Annotated in this window: 16 protein-coding genes and 1 pseudogene; 8 read left to right on the forward strand and 9 right to left on the reverse strand. The window is 74.4% G+C overall.

Annotated features, from left to right (window positions below):
• Positions 1-24: 24 nt before the first annotated feature.
• Positions 25-3435: an arabinosyltransferase domain-containing protein gene (locus H7X46_RS13200; RefSeq protein ID WP_186359692.1), complete on the forward strand. Its 3411-nt coding sequence runs from the start codon at positions 25-27 to the stop codon at positions 3433-3435.
• A 170-nt stretch (positions 3436-3605) separates the two neighbouring features.
• Here the strand turns inward: H7X46_RS13200 and H7X46_RS29605 are convergent.
• Positions 3606-3968, reverse strand: a pseudogene (locus H7X46_RS29605) (Lsr2 family protein); the annotation flags it as partial.
• A 239-nt stretch (positions 3969-4207) separates the two neighbouring features.
• Here H7X46_RS29605 and H7X46_RS13210 point away from each other — a divergent pair.
• Entirely contained in the window at positions 4208-4690 is a 483-nt protein-coding gene (locus H7X46_RS13210) for a hypothetical protein (protein ID WP_186359694.1), read from the forward strand.
• A 4-nt stretch (positions 4691-4694) separates the two neighbouring features.
• Here H7X46_RS13210 and serA read toward each other — a convergent pair whose 3' ends face one another.
• Positions 4695-5894: a phosphoglycerate dehydrogenase gene (gene serA / locus H7X46_RS13215; RefSeq protein WP_186359695.1), complete on the reverse strand. Its 1200-nt coding sequence runs from the start codon at positions 5892-5894 to the stop codon at positions 4695-4697.
• Positions 5895-6094: 200 nt separating this feature from the next.
• Here serA and H7X46_RS13220 point away from each other — a divergent pair, with 200 nt between their 5' ends.
• A complete protein-coding gene (locus H7X46_RS13220) occupies positions 6095-6364 on the forward strand; it encodes a DUF1876 domain-containing protein (RefSeq protein WP_186359696.1) in 270 nt (89 codons plus the stop codon).
• Positions 6365-6378: 14 nt separating this feature from the next.
• On the opposite strand, the gene H7X46_RS13225 is transcribed toward H7X46_RS13220, so the two are convergent.
• The 5 genes from H7X46_RS13225 to H7X46_RS13245 form a co-directional block, all read right to left on the reverse strand.
• Entirely contained in the window at positions 6379-6942 is a 564-nt protein-coding gene (locus tag H7X46_RS13225) for a hypothetical protein (RefSeq protein WP_222131296.1), read from the reverse strand.
• Positions 6943-7132: 190 nt separating this feature from the next.
• Entirely contained in the window at positions 7133-7738 is a 606-nt protein-coding gene (locus H7X46_RS13230) for a glyoxalase (RefSeq protein ID WP_186362640.1), read from the reverse strand.
• Positions 7739-7980: 242 nt separating this feature from the next.
• On the reverse strand, positions 7981-8847 hold the full coding sequence (locus H7X46_RS30635) for a type IV toxin-antitoxin system AbiEi family antitoxin domain-containing protein (protein WP_186359697.1): 867 nt from the start codon (positions 8845-8847) through the stop codon (positions 7981-7983).
• Positions 8848-9070: 223 nt separating this feature from the next.
• Positions 9071-9556: a bacterioferritin gene (gene bfr / locus H7X46_RS13240; RefSeq protein ID WP_186359698.1), complete on the reverse strand. Its 486-nt coding sequence runs from the start codon at positions 9554-9556 to the stop codon at positions 9071-9073.
• Positions 9557-9680: 124 nt separating this feature from the next.
• Positions 9681-9878: a (2Fe-2S)-binding protein gene (locus tag H7X46_RS13245; RefSeq protein ID WP_186359699.1), complete on the reverse strand. Its 198-nt coding sequence runs from the start codon at positions 9876-9878 to the stop codon at positions 9681-9683.
• 85 nt (positions 9879-9963) lie between these two features.
• On the opposite strand from H7X46_RS13245, the gene ligD reads away from it, so the two are divergent.
• The 5 genes from ligD to H7X46_RS13275 all read left to right on the forward strand — a co-directional run bounded on the left by ligD (position 9964) and on the right by H7X46_RS13275 (position 16424).
• Positions 9964-11895 carry a non-homologous end-joining DNA ligase gene (gene ligD, locus H7X46_RS30640; RefSeq protein WP_370588744.1) on the forward strand — a complete coding sequence of 644 codons (1932 nt, stop codon included), beginning with the start codon at positions 9964-9966 and terminating at the stop codon, positions 11893-11895.
• Positions 11896-11899: 4 nt separating this feature from the next.
• The gene (locus H7X46_RS13260; RefSeq protein ID WP_186359700.1) at positions 11900-12673 is read left to right on the forward strand and encodes a glycerophosphodiester phosphodiesterase family protein; all 774 of its coding nucleotides are present in this window, start codon (positions 11900-11902) and stop codon (positions 12671-12673) included.
• Positions 12674-12716: 43 nt separating this feature from the next.
• Positions 12717-14051, forward strand: a complete 1335-nt coding sequence (locus H7X46_RS13265) for an MFS transporter (RefSeq protein WP_370588745.1) — start codon at positions 12717-12719, stop codon at positions 14049-14051.
• Between the two features lie 244 nt (positions 14052-14295).
• Positions 14296-14637, forward strand: a complete 342-nt coding sequence (locus tag H7X46_RS13270) for an RNA polymerase-binding protein RbpA (RefSeq protein WP_186359701.1) — start codon at positions 14296-14298, stop codon at positions 14635-14637.
• Positions 14638-14720: 83 nt separating this feature from the next.
• Positions 14721-16424, forward strand: coding sequence for a DUF885 domain-containing protein (locus H7X46_RS13275; protein ID WP_186359702.1), 1704 nt, complete (start codon positions 14721-14723; stop codon positions 16422-16424).
• On the opposite strand, the gene H7X46_RS13280 is transcribed toward H7X46_RS13275, so the two are convergent.
• Together H7X46_RS13280 and lnt are read right to left on the reverse strand one after the other, a co-directional pair.
• Entirely contained in the window at positions 16421-17200 is a 780-nt protein-coding gene (locus tag H7X46_RS13280; protein ID WP_186359703.1) for a polyprenol monophosphomannose synthase, read from the reverse strand. The genes H7X46_RS13275 and H7X46_RS13280 overlap by 4 nt on opposite strands.
• Complete coding sequence (lnt, locus tag H7X46_RS13285) at positions 17193-18977, reverse strand: apolipoprotein N-acyltransferase (protein WP_186359704.1); 1785 nt, start codon at positions 18975-18977, stop codon at positions 17193-17195. Before lnt ends, H7X46_RS13280 begins: the two co-directional genes overlap by 8 nt.
• Between the last annotated feature and the right edge of the window lie 30 nt (positions 18978-19007).

Raw genomic sequence — 19007 nt, forward strand, 5'->3', positions numbered from 1 at the left:
AACGGGGGTCGCTACCGTCGTCCGGTGCTCACCGAGGATCCGACGGTCGCGGAACGGGAGGCCGTCGACACGTCACGTGACGGGCGCCGGCTCCGCTGGGCCGGCCGGTTCGGCCTGCTCGCCTTCGTCCTGGCGGTCGCCGTGCCGTTCCTGCCCGTGGTGCAGCACGAGAACACGATCGTCTGGCCGTCGCCGACCACCGGCGCCCAGGACGTCAACGCCCCGCTCGTGGCCCTGCGGCCCGAGTCGATGTCGGTGATCGTCCCGGCCGAGGCGATGCGCAGCCTGGACGCGCGGAGCGCCGCACCGGCGACCGTCCTGTCCACGGTGCCGCCGGAGTCCCCGGAGGGCGCCCGCACCGGGATGGTGCTCACGGTCGCCGACGACCAGCTCACGCTGGTCAACCGCGGCCAGCAGCTCGCCGCGGCGCCGCTGCGGGACGGCCCGTCGGAGATCCGGATCACCTCGGGTGCCGGGTCGACCACCGTCGACCTCGGCTCCGGCGCGCAGACCTTCGAAGGTGATCTGCGCCCGCAGGTCGTCGGCATCTACTCCGACCTGGACGCGGCCGGAGCCCCGCTCGACGGCACGTCGGTCCGGATCAGCCCGGACACCCGCTTCGACACCAGCCCGTCGTTCTGGAAGACGCTGGCCACGGTCGTCGCGAGCCTGGCGCTCGTCGGGTCGCTGCTCGCGCTGGCCGGGGTCGACCGGCATCTCGGGCGGCGCCCGCACCGGGCCGGCCGGGAGGCCGGTGGGCTCGCCCAGCGCTGGCCGCCCCGGCTGCGCCGCTGGTGGTCGCGCGCGCGGCCCCGGGCGACCGACCTGACGGTGACCGCGGTGCTGGCGGTCTGGGCGGCGATCGGCGGCCAGACCTCCGACGACGGCTTCACGCTCGGCATCGTCCGCAACGTCCCCAGCTCGGGTTACGTCGGCAACTACTACCGCTGGTACAACGCCGCCGAGGCGCCGTTCGGCTGGTTCTACGACCTCTACGCGTTGTGGGTGCAGGTCTCCGACTCCCTGCTGTGGCTGCGGCTGCCGTCGGTGCTGATGGGGATCGCGGCCTGGTGGCTGGTCTCGCGCGGCCTGCTGCCCCGGCTGGGCCGGCAGGCCCGCCGCTCGCACGCCGCGACCTGGGCCGCGGCGGCGGTGTTCCTGGCCTTCTGGATGGCCTACAACTCGGGGCTGCGCCCGGAGCCCGTCGTGGTGGTCTGCTCCCTGCTGGCCCTGGTCTGCGTCGAGCGGGCGATCGCGCTGCAGCGGGTGCTGCCGGTGGCGATCGGCCTGTTCGCGGCGTCGATGGCGGTCGGCGCGAACCCGGCCGGGCTGATCGCGGTCGCGCCGTTCCTGGCCGGCGTCCGGCCGCTGTGGCACCTGCTCGCCACCCGGGTGCGGGCGTTCGGCGCGGTCGCCGTGCTGGCGCCGCTGCTGGCCGCCGGAACGGCCATCCTGATGATCGCCTGGGCCGACCAGAGCTGGGCGGCCGTCGTCGACTCGACCACGATCCGCTCCGACGTCGGTCCGGACTGGCCCTGGTACACCGAGATCGCCGAGCGGTACGCGCCGCTGTTCGGGGTGAACGCCGACGGCTCGATCGCCCGCCGGTTCCCGATCCTGCTCGTCATCCTCTGCACGCTGGCCTGCGTCGTGGTGCTGATCCGCCGCAACCGGATCCCGGGCGCGGCGCTCGGCCCGGCGCAGCGGCTGATCGGCAGCACGGTCATCTCGCTGCTGATCTTCGCGATGACCCCGACCAAGTGGACGCACCACTTCGGCGACCTCGTCGGCCTCGGGGCCGGCATGGTGGCGCTCGCGGCCATCGCGACCGGCTCGGACGCGTTGCGGTCGCTGCGCAACCGGCTCGCGTTCCTGTCGGCGGCGTTCCTGGTCGCGGCACTGTCCGCGGCCGGGCCGAACATCTGGTGGTACACGAACAACTGGGGCGTGCCCTGGGCCAACCAGCAGATCATGATCATGGGCTACGAGGCGTCGTCGGTGGTGCTGGTCCTGGCGCTGCTGCTGGCCGTCGGCGCCGGCGTCGAGCACCTGCGCGGGATCCGCGAGGAGCGCCACCCCGACCAGCTGGCCGGGGTCGAGCGGGCGATCGGCCGGCTACCGGTGATCGGACGCTGGTGGCGGGCCCGGGACTGGCGCCAGGACGCCTCGGCCGCGCTCGCGGCGACCCGCCGCCTGCGGCTGACCTCGGCACCGCTGGCCGTGCTGTGCGGGCTGCTGGTGGCGTTCAACCTCTGGACGATGGTGTCGGCCATCGAGAACCAGTCCGGGTCCTGGTCGATGGGCGCCGACGCGCTGTCCAACCCGTTCGGCGGGTCCTGCGGGCTGGCGAGCCAGGTGCTGGCCGAGCGCCGCCCGGTGGACGGCGTGCTGGCGGCCGCCCCGGAGCCGGCCGGGATGGCGCCGCCGGCGCGGCCCGACCTGCTCCCGACCGTCGCCCCGCCGCCCCCGCCGGGGGAGACGGCCACCCGGCCGGCCCCGCTGCCGCCCGGTGTCGTCCCGGCGAACAGCCCGGACGCGCAGCTGCGGGACCCCTCGAGCGGCGGCTCCGGGTTCCGGCGCGACGGCGTCCCGCCGACCGGCGGCGGCTCCGGGGTGTCCGGTTTCGAGTACGTCCTCACCGGGGGACTGGGCAGCGACGCCGCGCCGGCGTTCGGCAGCTTCGACCCGTCCGGGCGGAACACGGGCACCCTGCGCACCCCGTGGATGAGGCTCACCGAGGAGCAGCGGGCCGGGACCACCCCGCTGGTGGTGACCGCGGCGGGACGGCTCGGCGGCGGCAACAAGCTGACCGTGCAGTACGCGACCCGGCTGCCCGACGGCCGCGTGCGCATCGTCGAGCAGAGCACCCTGGACGACGGCCGGGGCGAGGAGATGCCGTGGCGCGAGCTGCGCTTCGACCTCCCCGAGCCGGCCCGGTCCGCGACCGAGGTGCGGCTGGTGGCGCAGGACAACTCGCTGGGCGCCGACGGGTGGCTGGCGGTCGCCCCGATGCGGGCGCCGCAGCTCGCACCCCTGTCGACGATCGTCGGCAACCAGCCGATGTTCCTGGAGTACCCGGTGTCGCTGGCGAGTCCGTGCCTGCGGCCGTTCGCGACGGCCGGCGGGATCGCCGAGACCCCCGCCTACCGGCTGCAGGCCGACGGCAGCCGGATGCGGATCGACGGCGAGGGCTGGTCGACACCGCAGGCGGGCGGCCCGCTGGGCTGGATCACCGTGATCGGCAAGCAGACCGAGCTGCCGACCTACCTCGAGGGCGATCCCGCGCGGGACTGGGGCAAGGTGCAGGCGGTGCAGCCGTACCGGCCGAACGCGGTGGACCCGACCCTGGAGCGGTCGGACGTGCTGCGGTCCGGGTCGTACACCCCGGGCCCGCTGCCGGCCCCGCCGCCGGGCATCCCGTCGCCGAGCCGCTGACGCGCACGCTCGCCGCTCTCGCTGTCTCCTGCCCGTGACGTCCGGTCCGGCCGGCCGGTGGCTCAGCCGCTGAACTCGACGACCGGCGGCTGGGGGCGGTCGGTCGCCGGGGCGGGGGTCGGCTCGGGCTCGACCGGCTCGGGCTCGGCCGCGGCCGGGGCCGGCGTGCCGCGGTGGTAGGCCTCGACGATCTCGGAGGGGATCCGGCCGCGCTCGGAGACGGTGAACCCGTTCTCCCGGGCCCACACCCGCACGGCACGGTTGCGCTCGCGGGCGGCGGCCCCCGACTCGCTGCCGTCGGACACCGCGGGCGTCACCGGCGCCGAGGCCCGCCCCGGGGCCTTCCGGGCGCCGGGCGTGCCCGCGGGACGGGCGGCGGCCAGGTAGGGAGCGAGGTCGTCGCGCAGCCGGCGGGCGTTGGCCGAGCTCAGGTCGATCTCGAAGCTGCGCCCGTCGAGTCCGAAGCCGACCGTCTCGTCGGCCTCACCACCCGTGATGTCGTCGACGAGCCGGATCGTCTCGACCTTCGCCACTGCAGTCCCTCTCGCGTCGCGCCTCCGGAAGCCCGTCCGGCGTCGGGACGAGCATATCGACGGTGCGCGCGGGCCCGGGAACCCGGCGGGACGCGCCGTGCCCGCCGTGCTCCGGCGCAGCGCAGCGACCGCGTCGGGTGTCCACATGGGCCTGGAATCGCGGTCAGCGCTCGCCCGGCCCCGGCCTGTGACCTAGACTACTCTACGAGCTGTAGAAGAACACACGGAATGGGGACGGGATGGCGGTCGAGCCCGGGCTGATCAACGCCGACCTGCGCCGCAAGCGATCAGTGGATCTCTCGCAGGAGATCCAGGACCGGCACGGCGACGCCGTGACCGCCCTGCGGGCCGGCCTGCTCGACTACCCCTACCCGCGGCCGCTGGCGGAGTGGCACCGCTGCCAGGTCACGGTCACCGCGGTGGGGGGAGCGGGGGAGCTGGTGCTGGTCGCGGCGACCGCCCCGGACGCCGCGGCTCCGGCCGCCGGCGTCGGGATCTGGGAGCTGGCCGTGGCCGTCCGGGGCGGGGGAGCGTTGCCGAAGGGCGAGGCCGAGGGGTGGGCCCGGGCCCTGTTCGGCTACCGGTGCGCGCCGCTGGTCTACCGCCGGCCGACGGGCGGCGGGCTGTTCCGCCGCCCGTCGCGGGTGGACTTCGTGGTCCACCACGGCGAGCACGGCCCGATCCACCCCTCGGACGTCGCGGAGTACGGGGCCTGCGCGTGAGGGGTCAGATCTCGTAGGACCGCAGCCACACGGTCTCCGGTGCCCGGCGCAGCGCGGCCAGCACGTCGTCGGGCAGGATCTGGTCGGTGTCGGTGAGGACGTACCCCAGCTCGCCGCGGGTGGACAGCGACTGCCCGACGACGTTCACACCGGCGTCGGCGAGCAGCCGGTTGATGTTCGCGAGGACGCCCGGCGCGCTCGTGTGCAGGTAGCCGGTCCGGAACACGCCCTGCGGCCGCGGCGCCGCGACGTTCGGCAGGTTGACCGACAGGGGAGTGGCGCCGCCGGTGACGAAGTCCTTCAGCTTCGTGGAGACGAAGTAGCCGATCTCCTCCTGCGCCTCCTGCGTGGACCCGCCGATGTGTGGGGTCAGGATGACGTTGTCGAGGCCGCGCAGCGGCGAGTCGAACGGGTCGCCCTGGGCCTTCGGCTCGGTCGGGAACACGTCGACCGCGGCGCCGGCGATGTGCCCGGACAGGATGTTCTCGCGCAGCGCCTGCTCGTCGATCACCATGCCGCGCGAGGCGTTGATGAACATCGAGCGCGGCTTCATCTTCGCGAACTGCTCGGCCCCGAACAGGCCGGCGTTGCCGGGACGGCCGTCGACGTGGATGGAGACGACGTCGGCCTGCTCCAGCAGCGCGTCCAGCGTCGGGACCCGGCGGGCGTTGCCGTGCGCGAGCCGGTCCGCGGTGTCGTAGAAGATCACCCGCAGGCCGACGGCCTCGGCCATGTTCGACAGCTGGGTACCGATGTTGCCGTAGCCGACGATTCCCAGGGTGCGGCCGCGGAACTCGTGGCTGCCGCGCGCGGACTTGTCCCACACCCCCTCGTGCATCCGCTGGGCCTTCTCGGTGAGCCGGCGGGCGAGGACCACGATCTCGCCGAGCACCAGCTCGACGACGCTGCGGGTGTTCGAGTACGGCGCGTTGAACACGGCGATGCCGCGGTCGGCCGCCGCGGTCAGGTCGACCTGGTTGGTGCCGATGCAGAAGCAACCCACGGCCAGCAGGTCCTTCGCCGCGTCGAGGACGTCCGCGGTGATCGTGGTGTTGGAGCGGATGCCGAGCAACTGCACGCCGGAGACCGCGTCGAGGAGCTCGTCGCCGGACAGCGAGCCGGGCCGGGTCTCGACCTCGAAGCCCGCACGTCGGAACGCCTCCGCGGCACCGGGGTGGATGTTTTCCAGCAACAGGACCTTCACGGCGTCCAACCTAGGGGTGTCGCGCGCGCCATGGGGAGCGCGGGCGGGCTCGGTCACAGGGACGGGCGGACGCACGACGTGGCCGTCGCACCCTGTCGGCGGGCCGGCCACGCTGGGACAATCCCGGCGCGGGGGAAGCCCGCACCTGCGACATCGCCCGCGGGACGGACGGCGTCGCCGGACCGGAACGGAGGGTCGGCATGGACCAGTTCAAGAAGTGGACCGTCGAGATCGACATCGACGAGCACGAGGGCCGTACCCGCGCGATCGCCCGCCTGGAGACCGCGGACACGGCGCGCCAGACGGGGGTCGGGCTCGCCCGGCTCAACCCGGCCGACCGGGACGTGCCCCAGATCGGCGACGAGCTGGCCGCCGCCCGCGCGCTCGCCGACCTGAGCCACCACCTGCTCGACGCCGCGGCCGCCGACATCGAGCAGGTCACCCACCAGCCCGCCCATCCGGTGCTCTGAACGGGCCCGACGGGTCAGCGGCCGGCGTCCCAGGAGTGCAGGACGTCGAGCACGATGCGGGTGTCGCCACCCGGCCCGGGCAGGGCGAACACCCGGAACGGGAGCCGGCCGCGCACGCCCACCCCGAACGTCGTGTAGCCCTCGAAGGAGCCGCCGAACACGACGCTGCGCAGCGTGCGGTAGCCGGTGACGTTCGCGACCGGGCCGACCCGGTGGAGGTAGGTCGCGTCCCCGGCCTCGTCGTACGCGGGGTGGTGCAGCACGACCGCCAGCCGCGCCCCGCCCGGCACCCTCAGCGGTGTCCCGGACCCGTCCTGCACGACGGTGTCGACGTAACGCACGTCCCAGCCGGCACCGACCGATCCGGCGATCTGGAACACCACCCGGTCCCAGCACTGGTGCTGCCCGGTACGGGTGGTGACGAGCGGCGAGGGGTTCATCGGCGCCGCGGTCTCGGGCAGCGATCCCCACGTCAGGTCGCACGCCGGGGTCGCGGCGCCGGCGGGTACCGCGGGGGTCAGCGCCGCGGCGCAGGCCAGCGCTGCGGCACCGAGTAGTCGAACGGTCCTGGTGGACATGGCGGTTGGTCCTCTCACGAGCGGTCACGGACTTGCATGCCGTGAGAGACGTCACAGGACGGTCGAGGTTGTCTCGGGTTTCCGGCGAGACGTGCGCGGGACCGCACCCGGCCCGGGACGATCTACGCTCGGGCGATGCTCCGTCGAGGGGTCCGGCTCGATCGGGTCGAGCTGGCTGAACCGGCGACCGTCACGCGGCTTCCCACGCGAACCCGTCGGGGTCGGTGAACGGACCGGCGGGGCCGGTCACCACGAGCCGGTGCGAACCGGTGCCGGCCGGGTCGACCCCGGCGTCCTTGGCGGCGGCACGCCGGCTGTAGAGGGCGAGCTTGATCGGCGATCCCTGGGTGTCGAACTCGACGTACTTGCTGCCGAAGCTCCGCGCGACGGGCAGGCCGTGCTCGACGTAGAACTGCTTGGTCGCCTTGACGTTCTCCACGCCCAGGAGGAGCACGACGTCGTCGATCTGCCGGGTGGCCGGGCCGGAGTCCTTCTTCGCCGACGACGCGATCTTCAGGATCGTCCCGTCCGGGGCCTGCACGACGCCGCCGTATCCCCAGAAGCTCTTGCCGACCGGCTTCAGCACGGTGGCCCCGGCGGTGAGCGCGGAGCCCACGAGGCCGTCCACGGTGCTCGGCTGGGCCACGACCAGCGAGAGCGTGAAGCCGCGGAAGCCCGAGGTCGGCGCGTCCGAGGCGCGCACGCGTACCACGTCGGCCAGCCCGAGGGCGTCGTAGAACGCGGCGGCCGACGCGGGGTCCGGAGCCTCGATGGTGACGGAGGTGATGGCGCTCATGGCGGCAGCTCCCTGGTGGGCGGCGTGGGCGGTGATGTCGGAGTTCGTCATGCCGTTCACGATGGCCGCTGGCGGGCACCGGGCGCTTCTCGATTCCTGACCGCTTGCCCGTCGGCCCGGGTGGGGGCGCGATCGCCAGTGGAACTGTCATAACGTGCATTATCGGCTCAACAGAGGAGCCGTGATCGACGGTCGTGGAGTGCAGCGCTCGCCTCACGAACGCTGCACTCCACAACGGGTGATCACCGCCCGAGGGCGCGCCGGATCGCGGCGACCGTCCGCGCCGGATGCTCGGTCACGTCGCGCCAGGTGAACCGCAGCAGCGTCCATCCGGCGGCGACCAGCGCGTTGCCCTTGGCGCGGTCCGCGGTGAACCGCTCCGGATCGGTGTGCCAGGCCCAGCCGTCGAGCTCGATCGCGACCCGCTCGGCCGGGAACGCGATGTCGATCTCGCGCCCGGCACCGGCGGGCAGGCCGCGGACGAACCCGGTCAGGCCCGCATCGCGCAGCAGCCGGATCAGGAGGCGTTCGAGCTTCGAGTCGGCGCGGTCCAGCGCGGCGACGAGCAGCCGGTGCGCGGCACCCATGCCGTGCGCGCCCGCGTTGCGGCAGTAGGCGGCGTGCAGCTGGTGTGGCACCGCCCACCGGCCCTGCAGGGCCCGGTCCAGGAACGCCGCGCCGTCCGGAACCCGGCCGCAGGTCTCGAGGACGGTGAGCGCGGGCGCGGTCACCAGCACGCCGCGCTCCCGCATCCGGTCCTGCACCGGGACCGACCGGCGCCGGAGCCGGACCCCGGCGGGTGTCGTGCGCCGGGCCGAGACGGCCACGGTGATCTCGACGTGCTCGGGCGCCTCCGCGAGCATGCCCAGCCAGAACGCGGCGGCGGGCCCGCTCACCAGCCCGGCCTCGCCGGCCCAGAGCGAGGCTGCCCGGACCCGGGCGGCTGCGGTGACGGGGTGGGTCGTGTCCCGGAGGACGCCGGGCTGCGCATCCGCCCACTCGCCGCGGGCGACGCGACGCCGGATCGCCTGCCGGGACAGGCCGCATCGCAGCGCCTGGTCCCGGTGCAGGACGCCGTCCTGGGCGAGCAGCAGCTCCTGGATGCGCACCCGCCGCAGCATGCCCCGCGCCGCCACCCGCCACGGCGAAACGGGTGAGAACTCCCGGTGATCGACGGTTGTGGAGTGTGGCGTTCGCGAGGCGGGCGCTGCACTCCACAACTGGCGATCACCGCGGCACGAGCCCTCCCCTCGGAGTCGGTGACCCCGAGCGGAACCTGTCATAACGAGTGACACCGGAGAGCCGGGCGGGTGCCCGACCCGGCGCCGGCGCTCAGCCCGCCGTCGGCGGCTGGTCGACCAGCTGGGCGAGGTAGAGCTGCTCACCGAGCCGGTCCATCAGCTCCAGGTTGGTCTCGATGTAGTCGATGTGGTGCTCCTCGTCGGCGAGGATCTTCTCGAAGAGGTTCGCCGTGGTGATGTCGCCCTTCTCGCGGCACAGCGCGATGCCGGGCCGCAGGCGCTCGACGACGCCCTGCTCGAGGGCCAGATCGGACTGCAGCTGCTCGCGGACGGACTGGCCGACGTTCAGCGTGAACAGCCGCTGGTAGTTCGGCAGCCCCTCCAGGAACAGGATCCGGTCGGTGAGCTCCTCGGCGTGCCGCATCTCGTCGATCGACTCGTTGCGGGTGTAGGCCGCGAGCTTTGTCAGGCCCCAGTTCTGCTGCATCTTGGCGTGCAGGAAGTACTGGTTGATCGCCGTGAGCTCGCTGGTGAGCTGCTCGTTCAGCAGGCCGATGATCTCGTCGTCACCGCGCATGGCTCGCTCCACTCCCTCGTCCGGTACCGTCGACGAGGAATGTAGGCCAGGCCACACCGGGTGCGTCCGATCAGGACCGGCTCACGGTCGTAGAGCCTCACCTGTGTTGCGGTGAGCCCGTCGTTCAGGCCGACGCGGGCAGCCGGCCGACCTGCTCGCCGGGCGCCGTGGTCAGCAACAGCGTCTGGAGCCGGTCGTGGCAGCTCCCGCAGCCGGTTCCGGCGCCGCACGCGTCCCCGATCGAGTCGACACATCGAGCTCCGGCACGGACACAGTCCCGCACCTCGACCTCGGTGACGGCGGCACAGATGCACGCGAACACAGTGACCCCTTGCTTCGTGATAGGCAAACCTATCCTGACATTCGATCACCCGTCTGCACAAGGTTCCGCTCGTTACTCTGGGGCCGTGCCGCTGGAGGAGTACCGCCGCAAGCGCGATCCCCGCCGCACGCCGGAGCCCGTCCCCGACGACACCGCGGAGTCCGGCGGCAACGACCGGTTCGTGGTCCAGGAGCACCACGCCACCGCGCTGCACTGGGACCTGCGCCTGGAACGGGACGGGGTCCTGGCGTCGTGGGCCGTCCCGAAGGGTCTGCCGGAGGACTCCGAGACGGTCCGGATGGCCGTCCGCACCGAGGACCATCCGCTGGAGTACCTGGAGTTCCACGGGGAGATCCCGCGTGGCGAGTACGGCGGCGGCCGGATGACGGTGTGGGACTCCGGGCGCTACGACACCGAGAAGTGGAGCGACCGCGAGGTCGCGTTCGTGCTGCACGGCGAGCGCGCCCGGGGCCGGTACGTGCTCCTGCACCGGCCCGGCGAGCGGAAGGACCGGTGGCTGCTGCGGCGCACCCGCGAGCAGCCCGGCGACTCGGCGCCGACCGGTGCGCCGCTCCCCCGCGACGTCGTCCTGGGCGTCGCCGCCGCGGCCCGGCGGCTCCCGGCCGGTGACGGGTGGCGGGTCCGCCCGGTGTTCGGCGGCCGGCGGGTGCTGGTCCGCAGCGACGGGGGCCGGCTCACCCTGCGCCCGGTCGGCGACGACGGCGTCCCCGGCGAGCCGATCCCCACGCCCGGGCCGCTGCGGGACCTCGGGCCGGCGCTCGGTGCCGGCGGGCACCTGCTCGACGCCGAGCTGACCGCCCGCGGCGAGCTGTGGATCACCGACGTGCTGCACACCGGTGGCCGGGACGTCCGCCCGCTCCCCCTCGACGAGCGCCGCACGCTGCTGGAGGCCCTTCCGGTCGACGGCCCGCACCGCCGCGCCGTCCCGCTGTACCCGAACGCCGGCGCCCGGCTGCTCGACGCGATCCGCGCCCAGGGCCTGCCCGGGGCGGTGGCGCTCCGCGAGGGGTCCCGGTACCCGGGGGGCCCGACCGACGACTGGCGGGAGGTCCGCGTGGGGTCCGCACCGAGCAGGCCGGCCCGCGAGGGCTACGGGCGGGCCGCGCTGAGCAACCCGGACAAGGTCCTCTACCCGGCCACCGGCACGACGAAGGCCGACGTCCTGGGCCACTACCTGGCCGTCGCCGAGGTGATGCTGCCGCACGTCGACAGCCGGCCGGTGACGCTGAAGCGCTGGCCGGACGGGGTGGAGTCGTCGTCGTTCTTCGAGAAGGACGTCTCCCGGCACGCCCCGCCGTGGCTGCGCACCGCCCGGGTCGGGACGCCCGGCGGCCGGTCGGAGTCCGCGGACTTCGCCGTGCTCGGCGACGCCGAGGGGCTGGCGTGGGCGGCGAACCTGGCCGCGCTGGAGCTGCACGTGCCGCAGTGGCGGCTGGGCCCGCGGGACGGCCGGCACCCGCCGGACCGGGTGGTGTTCGACCTCGACCCGGGAGAGGGCACGACGATCCTCGACTGCTGCCGGGTCGCGCTGCGGCTGCGCGCGCTGCTCGACGACCACGGCCTTCCGGTGTACCCGTCGACGTCCGGCGGGAAGGGCATGCAGCTCTACCTGCCGGTGCGGGTGACCGAGCCGGAACGGACCTCCGAGTTCGCCCGCGAGGTCGCCGAGCGGCTCGCCGCCGCGCACCCGAAGGAGACGATCGCGGTCATGACCCGGGCCCGGCGGCGCGGGAAGGTCTTCGTCGACTGGAGCCAGAACAACACCGCCAAGACGACGATCGCGTCGTACTCGCTGCGCGGGCGGGAGCGCCCGACCGTGGCCACCCCGCTCACCTGGGACGAGGTGGAGGCCTGCCGCGAGCCCGAGGACCTCGTGTTCACCCTGGTCGACCTGCCGGGGCGGCTGGACACCCACGGGGACCTCATGCGTCCCCTGCTCGACACCGAGGGTTTCCGGCTCCCCCGTGGTGGGACGATCTTCGAGATGCCACGCTGACCGGGTGCCGCACCCGTACCTCGAGGGTCCGTTCCCGCGTGCCTACGCCCACCGCGGCTGGCACCTCGGCGAGCTCGCGGGCTGCGAGAACACGATCGCCGCGTTCGTGGCCGCCGCCGACCACGGCCTGCGTTACGTGGAGATGGACGTGCACGCCAGCGCCGACGGTGTCCCGTTCGTGCACCACGACCCGACGCTGGACCGCACGACCGACACCGCGGGGCGGATCGACCGGCTCACCGCCGCCGAGCTGGACACCGTCCGGGTGCGGGGCCGGGAGCCGCTGCCGCGGCTGTCCGACGTGCTCGCCGCGCTGCCCGGCATCCGGATCACGATCGAGCTGAAGTCGGACGCGGTGATCGCCCCCACGCTGGCCGCGCTCGACGCGGCCGGCGCGTGGGACCGGGTGTGCCTGGGCTCGTTCCACGACCGCAGGCTGATCGCCGCCCGGCGGGCCGCGGGCCACGTGCTGTGCACGTCGATGGGCCAGCACGCGGTCACCGCGCTGCGGGCCCGCGCGTGGGGCGCGCCGCGGTGGATCCTGCCCCCGCCCGCCGGGCTGCTCGCGCAGGTCCCGCCGGCGTTCGGCCGGATCCCGGTGGCCGCGGACCGCCGGTTCGTCGCCGCCGCGCACGCGACCGGGCGGGAGGTGCACGTGTGGACGGTCGACGAGCCGGCGCAGATGCACGCCCTGCTGGATCTCGGTGTGGACGGGCTGCTGTCCGACCGGCCCGACCGGCTGCTGCAGGTGCTCGGCGAGCGGGCCGGATCTGCGTGATCACACGCAGGCCGGTGTCGGTGCCCGCCGATACCCTCGTGCCGTGACCGCTCCCGTGCTGCCCGAGGCCGGGCCCCGCCGTTCCCGCGTGTGGGCGTGGGCGCTGTGGGACTGGGGCTCGTCGGGGTTCCAGCACATCGCGCTGACCTTCGTGTTCTCGGTGTACCTGACCGACGCCGTCGGGGCCGGCCTGCCCGGGCCGGTCTCGGCGAACAGCTGGCTGGCCTGGTCCACCGCGGCCGCCGGGCTGCTGATCGCGCTGATGGCCCCGGTGATCGGGCAGAGCGCGGACCGCAGGGGACAGCGGCTGCGCGCGACCGGCGTGTGGACGGCGCTGGTCGTGCTCTGCATGGTCGGCATGTTCTGGGTGCGTGCGGACTGGACCCACCTGTGGCTGGGGCTGCTGCTGCTCGGCCTGGCGTCGATCTTCGCCGAGCTGTCCTACGTGTCGTACTACGCGTTGATGGCGCAGGTCTCCACGCCGGCGACGGTCGGCCGGGTGTCCGGGTTCGGCTGGGCGCTGGGCTACCTCGGCGGGATCATCCTGCTGCTGGGCGTGTACGTCGGCTTCCTGTCCGGGGACGGCGGCCTGTTCGGGGTGCCGACCGCGGACGGTCTCGACGTGCGGATCTCGGTGCTGGTCGCGGCGGCCTGGTTCGCGGTGTTCGCCGTGCCGATGTTCGTGGCGCTCCCCGAGACGGCACCGGCGGTGCCCGACGCGCCGAAGCTGGGCGTCGCCGGGTCCTACCGGAAGCTGGTCACCGACCTGGTGGCGCTGTACCGGGCCAGCCCGCACACCGTGTGGTTCCTGGGCGCCAGCGCGCTCTACCGGGACGGCCTGAACGCGATCTTCGCGTTCGGCGGGGTGCTCGCGGTGACCGTGTACGGGCTGGACCCCGGCCAGGTGCTGATCTTCGGTGTGGCGATCAACGTGGTGGCCGCGCTCGGGGCGCTGGCCGGGGGCCGGCTCGACGACCGGTTCGGGCCCAAGGCGGTCGTCGTCGGGTCGCTGGCCGGGCTGGTCGTGGTCGGGTGCGTGCTGCTGGTGGTGTCCGGACCGGTGATGTTCTGGGTGTTCGGTCTCGTCCTGGGGATCTTCGTCGGGCCGGCGCAGGCGTCGTCGCGGTCGTACCTGCTGCGGGTCTGCCCCGGCGGGCAGGAGGGCCAGATGTTCGGCCTCTACGCGACCACCGGCCGCGCGGTGTCGTTCCTGGCGCCCGCACTGATCGGGCTGTTCACCTTCGCGTTCGGATCCGACCGGGCCGGCACGGTCGGCATCGTGCTCGTCCTGCTGGCGGGGCTGGTGGCGCTGCTGCCGGTGCGGGCCCCGGAGCAGCACGGTCGTCCACGGGTCGAGGGCGATCCGGCAGGAGCGTGAACACTCGGCGACACGGCGGTGAGTAGGGTCACACACGGCTGACACGTCACATCCGCGTGTGTAACGGGGCGCGTTAGGGAACACTGGCGCATCGGGCGCAGAACGGGTTGCCCCCGGGTCGAAACCGGAGGAACTCACTGCCCTGCCGCCGGAATACCGTAGCGCCACGAACGTTACACCGGTGGCGGCGACGTAACCGTCGAGGTGCCGCCGCCTCGACAGACCGCAAGGAGGGTGACGACGCATGGCCGACCGCGTTCTGCGTGGCAGCCGGCTCGGGGCTGTCAGCTACGAGACCGACCGCAACCACGACCTGGCGCCGCGGCAGATGGTCCGTTATGTGTCCGAGTCCGGCCACGAGTTCGAGGTGCCGTTCGCGAACGATGCCGAGGCGCCGGCGACCTGGGAGTCGCCGCAGGGCGGCATCGGCCGGCGGGTCGACGGGACCGAGCCGGAGCAGAAGAAGCAGAAGCCCCCGCGCACGCACTGGGACATGCTGCTCGAGCGGCGCTCGATCGCCGAGCTCGAGGAGCTGCTCAACGAGCGGCTGGAGATGCTGCGCGAGCGGCGCGCCGAGATCGCCTGACTCGGATCACGATCGTCCGGAGCCCGGGCCCCTCGTGGAGGGGCCCGGGCTCCGTCGTGTCCGCGCAGGCATGATGGCCGGTGATGACCGATCACACCCGCCGCGTGCGTGACCTCGCCGACGACCACGTCCGCCGGCTCGCCGAGCTCGACCCGATCGTCGCGGGCGACCTCGGGTACGCCGAGCGGCAGGACGAGCTGCCCGACCTCTCCCCCGACGGCATCGCCGCCGACGTCGCGGTCTGCCGGGACACCCTGGACCGGCTCGCCGCGCTGCCCGAGCCCACCGATCCCGACGAGCGGCGCTGCGCCCGGCTGCTGACCGAGCGGCTCGGCGCCCGGATCGCGCACGCCGAGTCCGGCGAGCCGCTGCGGGCGGTGCAGGAGCTGTTCGGCCCGCTGGCCACGATCCGCACCGCGTTCACCCTCATGCCGCTCGACGGCGAGGACGCCTGGGCGACCGTCGCCGCGCGGATGGCGAACGTCCCGGCCGCGCTCGACCAGTACCGGGCCTCGCTGGCCGAGGGCCGCCGGCGGGGGCTGCTCGCCGCGCCCCGCCAGGTCGTCCGGGTCGCCGAGCAGATCGCCGCCTGGAACGCCGACGCCGGTGGCCGCGGCTGGTTCGCGGCGTTCGCCGAGCCCGCCGAGGTCGGGCCCGCGGTGCGGGCCGGGCTGGACCGGGGCGCGGCCGCGGCCGCCGGGGCGCTCGCCGGGCTCCGCGACTGGCTGTGCGCCGAGTACCTGCCGGTGGCCGAGGGCACCCCGGACGGCGTCGGACCCGACCGGTACCGGATCGCCTGCCGGTACTGGAACGGCGCCGACATCGACCCCGGCGAGGTGTACGCCTGGGGCTGGTCGGAGTTCCGGCGGATCCGCGCCGAGATGGACGCCGAGGCCGACCGCGTGCTGCCCGGCGCGACGACCCGCGAGGCGATGGCCTTCCTGGACACCGACGGCGGCACGACCGGTGTGATCGAGGGGGGCGCGGCGGCCCGCGCCCACCTGCAGAAGATCATGGACTCGACGATCGCCGAGCTCGACGGGACGCACTTCGACCTGTCCGGGCGGCTCCGCGCGGTCGAGTCCCGGCTCGCCCCCGCCGGGAGCGCCGCGGCGCCGTACTACACGCCGCCGTCGCTGGACTTCTCCCGGCCCGGCCGCACCTGGCTGCCCGCCACCCCGGACGACCGCTACCCGCTCTGGGACCTGATCAGCACCTGGTACCACGAGGGCGTCCCGGGCCATCACCTGCAGCTGGCGTCCTGGGCGCTGCGGTCGTCGGAGCTGTCGACCTTCCAGACGTCGCTGGTGGGCGCCGTGAGCGCCGACGTCGAGGGGTGGGCGCTCTACGCCGAGCGGCTGATGGACGAGCTCGGCTACCACACCGACCCCGGCTCGCGGCTCGGCTACCTCAACGCGCAGATGATGCGCGCGGTCCGGGTGGTGATCGACCTGGGCATGCACCTGGGGCTGCGGGTGCCGGGGGACTCGCCGGTCGGCGCCGGCGAGACCTGGACCCCGGAGCTGGGCCGGGAGTTCTTCGGGCTGCACGTCGGCGGCGGCGACGCGCTGGCCGACTCGGAGCTGCTGCGCTACCTGGGCGGGCCGGGCCAGGCGATCGGCTACAAGCTCGGTGAGCGGGCCTGGCTGACCGGCCGGGACCGGGCCCGGATCGCGCACGAGGCCCGGGGCGAGACGTTCGACCTGGCCGCGTGGCACGCCGCGGCGCTGGCCCAGGGCACCCTCGGGCTGGACGACCTGGTGCCGGAGCTGGCGGAGCTGCGTTAGCCGGGGGTGTGCGCGCCCTCGGCGACCGGGCCCGCGGGATGCTGGGGGGTGGTCCGCCCGAGCCGGTGCGACACGCCCCAGCACGTCACTCGCCAGAGCGCTTCGGCGACGATCGCCCCGTTCATCTTCGACGAACCGCGGGCCCGTTCGGTGAAGGTGATCGGCACCTCGCGGATCCGGAAGCCGGCCTGCACGGCCCGCCAGGCCATGTCGACCTGGAAGCAGTAGCCGTGGGAGGCGACCGTGTCGAGGTGCAGCTGTTCGAGCACGGTGCGGCGGTACACCCGGTAGCCGCCGGTGATGTCGCGGATCGGGACGCCGAGCGCCAGCCGGGAGTACAGGTTGCCGCCCCGGGACAGGACCTCGCGGTGCCACGGCCAGTCGACGACCCGGCCGCCGGGCACGTAGCGGGAGCCGAGGACGACGTCGGCGTCGTCCAGCGCGGCCAGCAGCGCGGGCAGGTCCTCGGGGGCGTGCGAGCCGTCGGCGTCCATCTCGACGACGACCTGGTGCTCGCCGGTCAGGGCGTGCCGGAACCCCTCCAGGTAGGCGGCGCCGAGCCCGGTCTTGCCGGCCCGGTGCAGCACGCGCACGCGGTCGTCGGCGGCGGCGAGCCGGTCGGCGAGCTGGCCGGTGCCGTCCGGGCTGGCGTCGTCGACGACGAGCACGTCGGCCTCGGGGACGGAGGCGTGCAGCCGGGCCAGGGCCGGAGCGAGGTTGTCCCGCTCCTCGTAGGTCGGCATGACGACCAGGACCGGGCCCGGTGGTTCAGCCATTTCCGTCCTTCCCTGCCCGTGCCTCCCGACCGGACGACCCTACTGCGCCGCTGCGCCGCGCCGTGTCCCCGTGCCGGCCCCGGGACGCCCCCAGGGCGAGCCCGGCGGCGAGGAGACCGGTGACGGTCAGCATCCACTCCGGTCCGGAGCGCAGTCGTGCCGACAGCGTAGTCGTCGTGCGGAGGTCGACGCGATCCACCAGGACACCCGGCTCGAACTGGCCGGTCGCATCCGTGACGGCACCGTCCGGGGTGATCATCGCAGACACCCCGCTGGTGGTCACGACGACGACCGGCCGGTCGAGCTCCACCGCCCGCACCCGGGACATGGCCAGCTGCTGGTAGGTCATCTCGCTGAGGCCGAACGTGGCGTTGTTGCTGGGGACGGCGAGCAGCTGGGCGCCGGCATCGACCGCGTCGCCGAACGCGTCGTCGAAGGCGATCTCCCAGCAGATCGCGACGGCGGTCGGGATCCCGGCGATCGTGAGGAGGCCGTCGCCGTCGCCGGGCACGAAGAACCCGGCCCGGTCCACGTAGGACGAGAACAGCCGGAAGAACGACCGCCACGGCATGTACTCGCCGAACGGCTGGATGCGGCGCTTGTCCTGCCGGTCGACGACGCCGGTGCCGGCCTCCCACACCAGCGCGGCGTTGCTGGTGGTCCGGCCCGGGTTGACCAGCACCGCACCCACCATGATCGGCGCCCGGACCGCGCGGGCCGCCGCGTCGATGCGCGCGGCGGCGTCCGGGTTGCGCAGCGGGTCGATGTCGGAGGAGTTCTCCGGCCACACGACGACGTCCGGCTGGGGCCGGCGGCCGGCCGCGACGTCGGCGGCGAGGATCTCGGTCTGCCGGGCGTGGTTGTCGAGGACGGCGCGGCGCTGGGCGTTGAAGTCCAGGCCCAGCCGCGGGACGTTGCCCTGGATCGCGGCGACGGTGACCGTGCGCGCCGGGGCCCCGGGGGTGGCCGGGACGAGCGCCGCGAGCGGCCCGGCGGCGGCGACGAGCACGAGCAGCACGGCGGGGACCGCGATCGCCGCGTGGCCACCGCCGGCTGTTGTCGCGGGGCCGGCGGGCGGGGACCCCGCGACGTCCTCCCGCGCCTCGGATCCCACCCCGTGCGCTCGCGCCGCGGCGTGCCCGTCCCCGGCGGCCGGGCCCCGCCGCACGAGCACCCGGCGGAGCAGCTCGGCGAGCGCGAGACCGGATAGGACCGTGCCGAAGCTCAGCAGCGGCACCCCGCCGAGCGCGGCGACCGGCAGCAGCGGCGACTCGGGCTGGCCGAACCCGACCCGGCCCCACGGGAAGCCGCCGAACGGGACGCTGCCCCGCAGCAGCTCCCCGCCCACCCACACCGCGGCCGCCCAGACCGGCCAGAGCGCGGCGAGCCGCCCGGGCACCCGCGACACCAGCGCCATCACCGCACCGGTCAGCCCCAGGAACAGCGCCTCGAACGCCGACAGCACCACCCACGGCAGCGAGCCGACGAACGAGCCCGTCCACACCAGCAGCGGCAGCAGGAACCCGAGCCCGAACGTGAACCCGGCGAGGAACCCGCGGCGCGGGCGGGCGTCGCGTAGCACGAGGCCGAGCAGCGTGAACGCCGGCAGGGCCAGCCACCACAGCCCGTCCCGGGGCGGGAACGACAGGTAGAGCAGCACGCCGCCGAGCAGGGCGACGACGGCGGCGAGGCCGGCGTCGCGCCGGCGGCGCGCGGCGCTCGGGCCGGGGGTGCCGGTCGCCGCGCCGGCGGTGGGGGGAACGCGCAGGGACGCCACCCGATCAGCGTACGACCGGCCCCGTGAGGA

The sequence above is a fragment of the Pseudonocardia sp. C8 genome, assembly GCF_014267175.1.
Taxonomy (GTDB): domain Bacteria; phylum Actinomycetota; class Actinomycetes; order Mycobacteriales; family Pseudonocardiaceae; genus Pseudonocardia.

What these genes read in the sequence shown, in the direction of transcription:
- H7X46_RS13210 (WP_186359694.1), top strand. Translation starts at nt 4,208, where the DNA reads ATGGCGGTCGAGCCCGGGCTGATCAACGCCGACCTGCGCCGCAAGCGA.
- H7X46_RS13220 (WP_186359696.1), top strand. Translation starts at nt 6,095, where the DNA reads ATGGACCAGTTCAAGAAGTGGACCGTCGAGATCGACATCGACGAGCAC.
- H7X46_RS13225 (WP_222131296.1), bottom strand. Translation starts at nt 6,942, where the DNA reads ATGTCCACCAGGACCGTTCGACTACTCGGTGCCGCAGCGCTGGCCTGC.
- H7X46_RS13230 (WP_186362640.1), bottom strand. Translation starts at nt 7,738, where the DNA reads ATGAGCGCCATCACCTCCGTCACCATCGAGGCTCCGGACCCCGCGTCG.
- bfr (WP_186359698.1), bottom strand. Translation starts at nt 9,556, where the DNA reads ATGCGCGGTGACGACGAGATCATCGGCCTGCTGAACGAGCAGCTCACC.
- H7X46_RS13270 (WP_186359701.1), top strand. Translation starts at nt 14,296, where the DNA reads ATGGCCGACCGCGTTCTGCGTGGCAGCCGGCTCGGGGCTGTCAGCTAC.
- H7X46_RS13275 (WP_186359702.1), top strand. Translation starts at nt 14,721, where the DNA reads ATGACCGATCACACCCGCCGCGTGCGTGACCTCGCCGACGACCACGTC.
- H7X46_RS13280 (WP_186359703.1), bottom strand. Translation starts at nt 17,200, where the DNA reads ATGGCTGAACCACCGGGCCCGGTCCTGGTCGTCATGCCGACCTACGAG.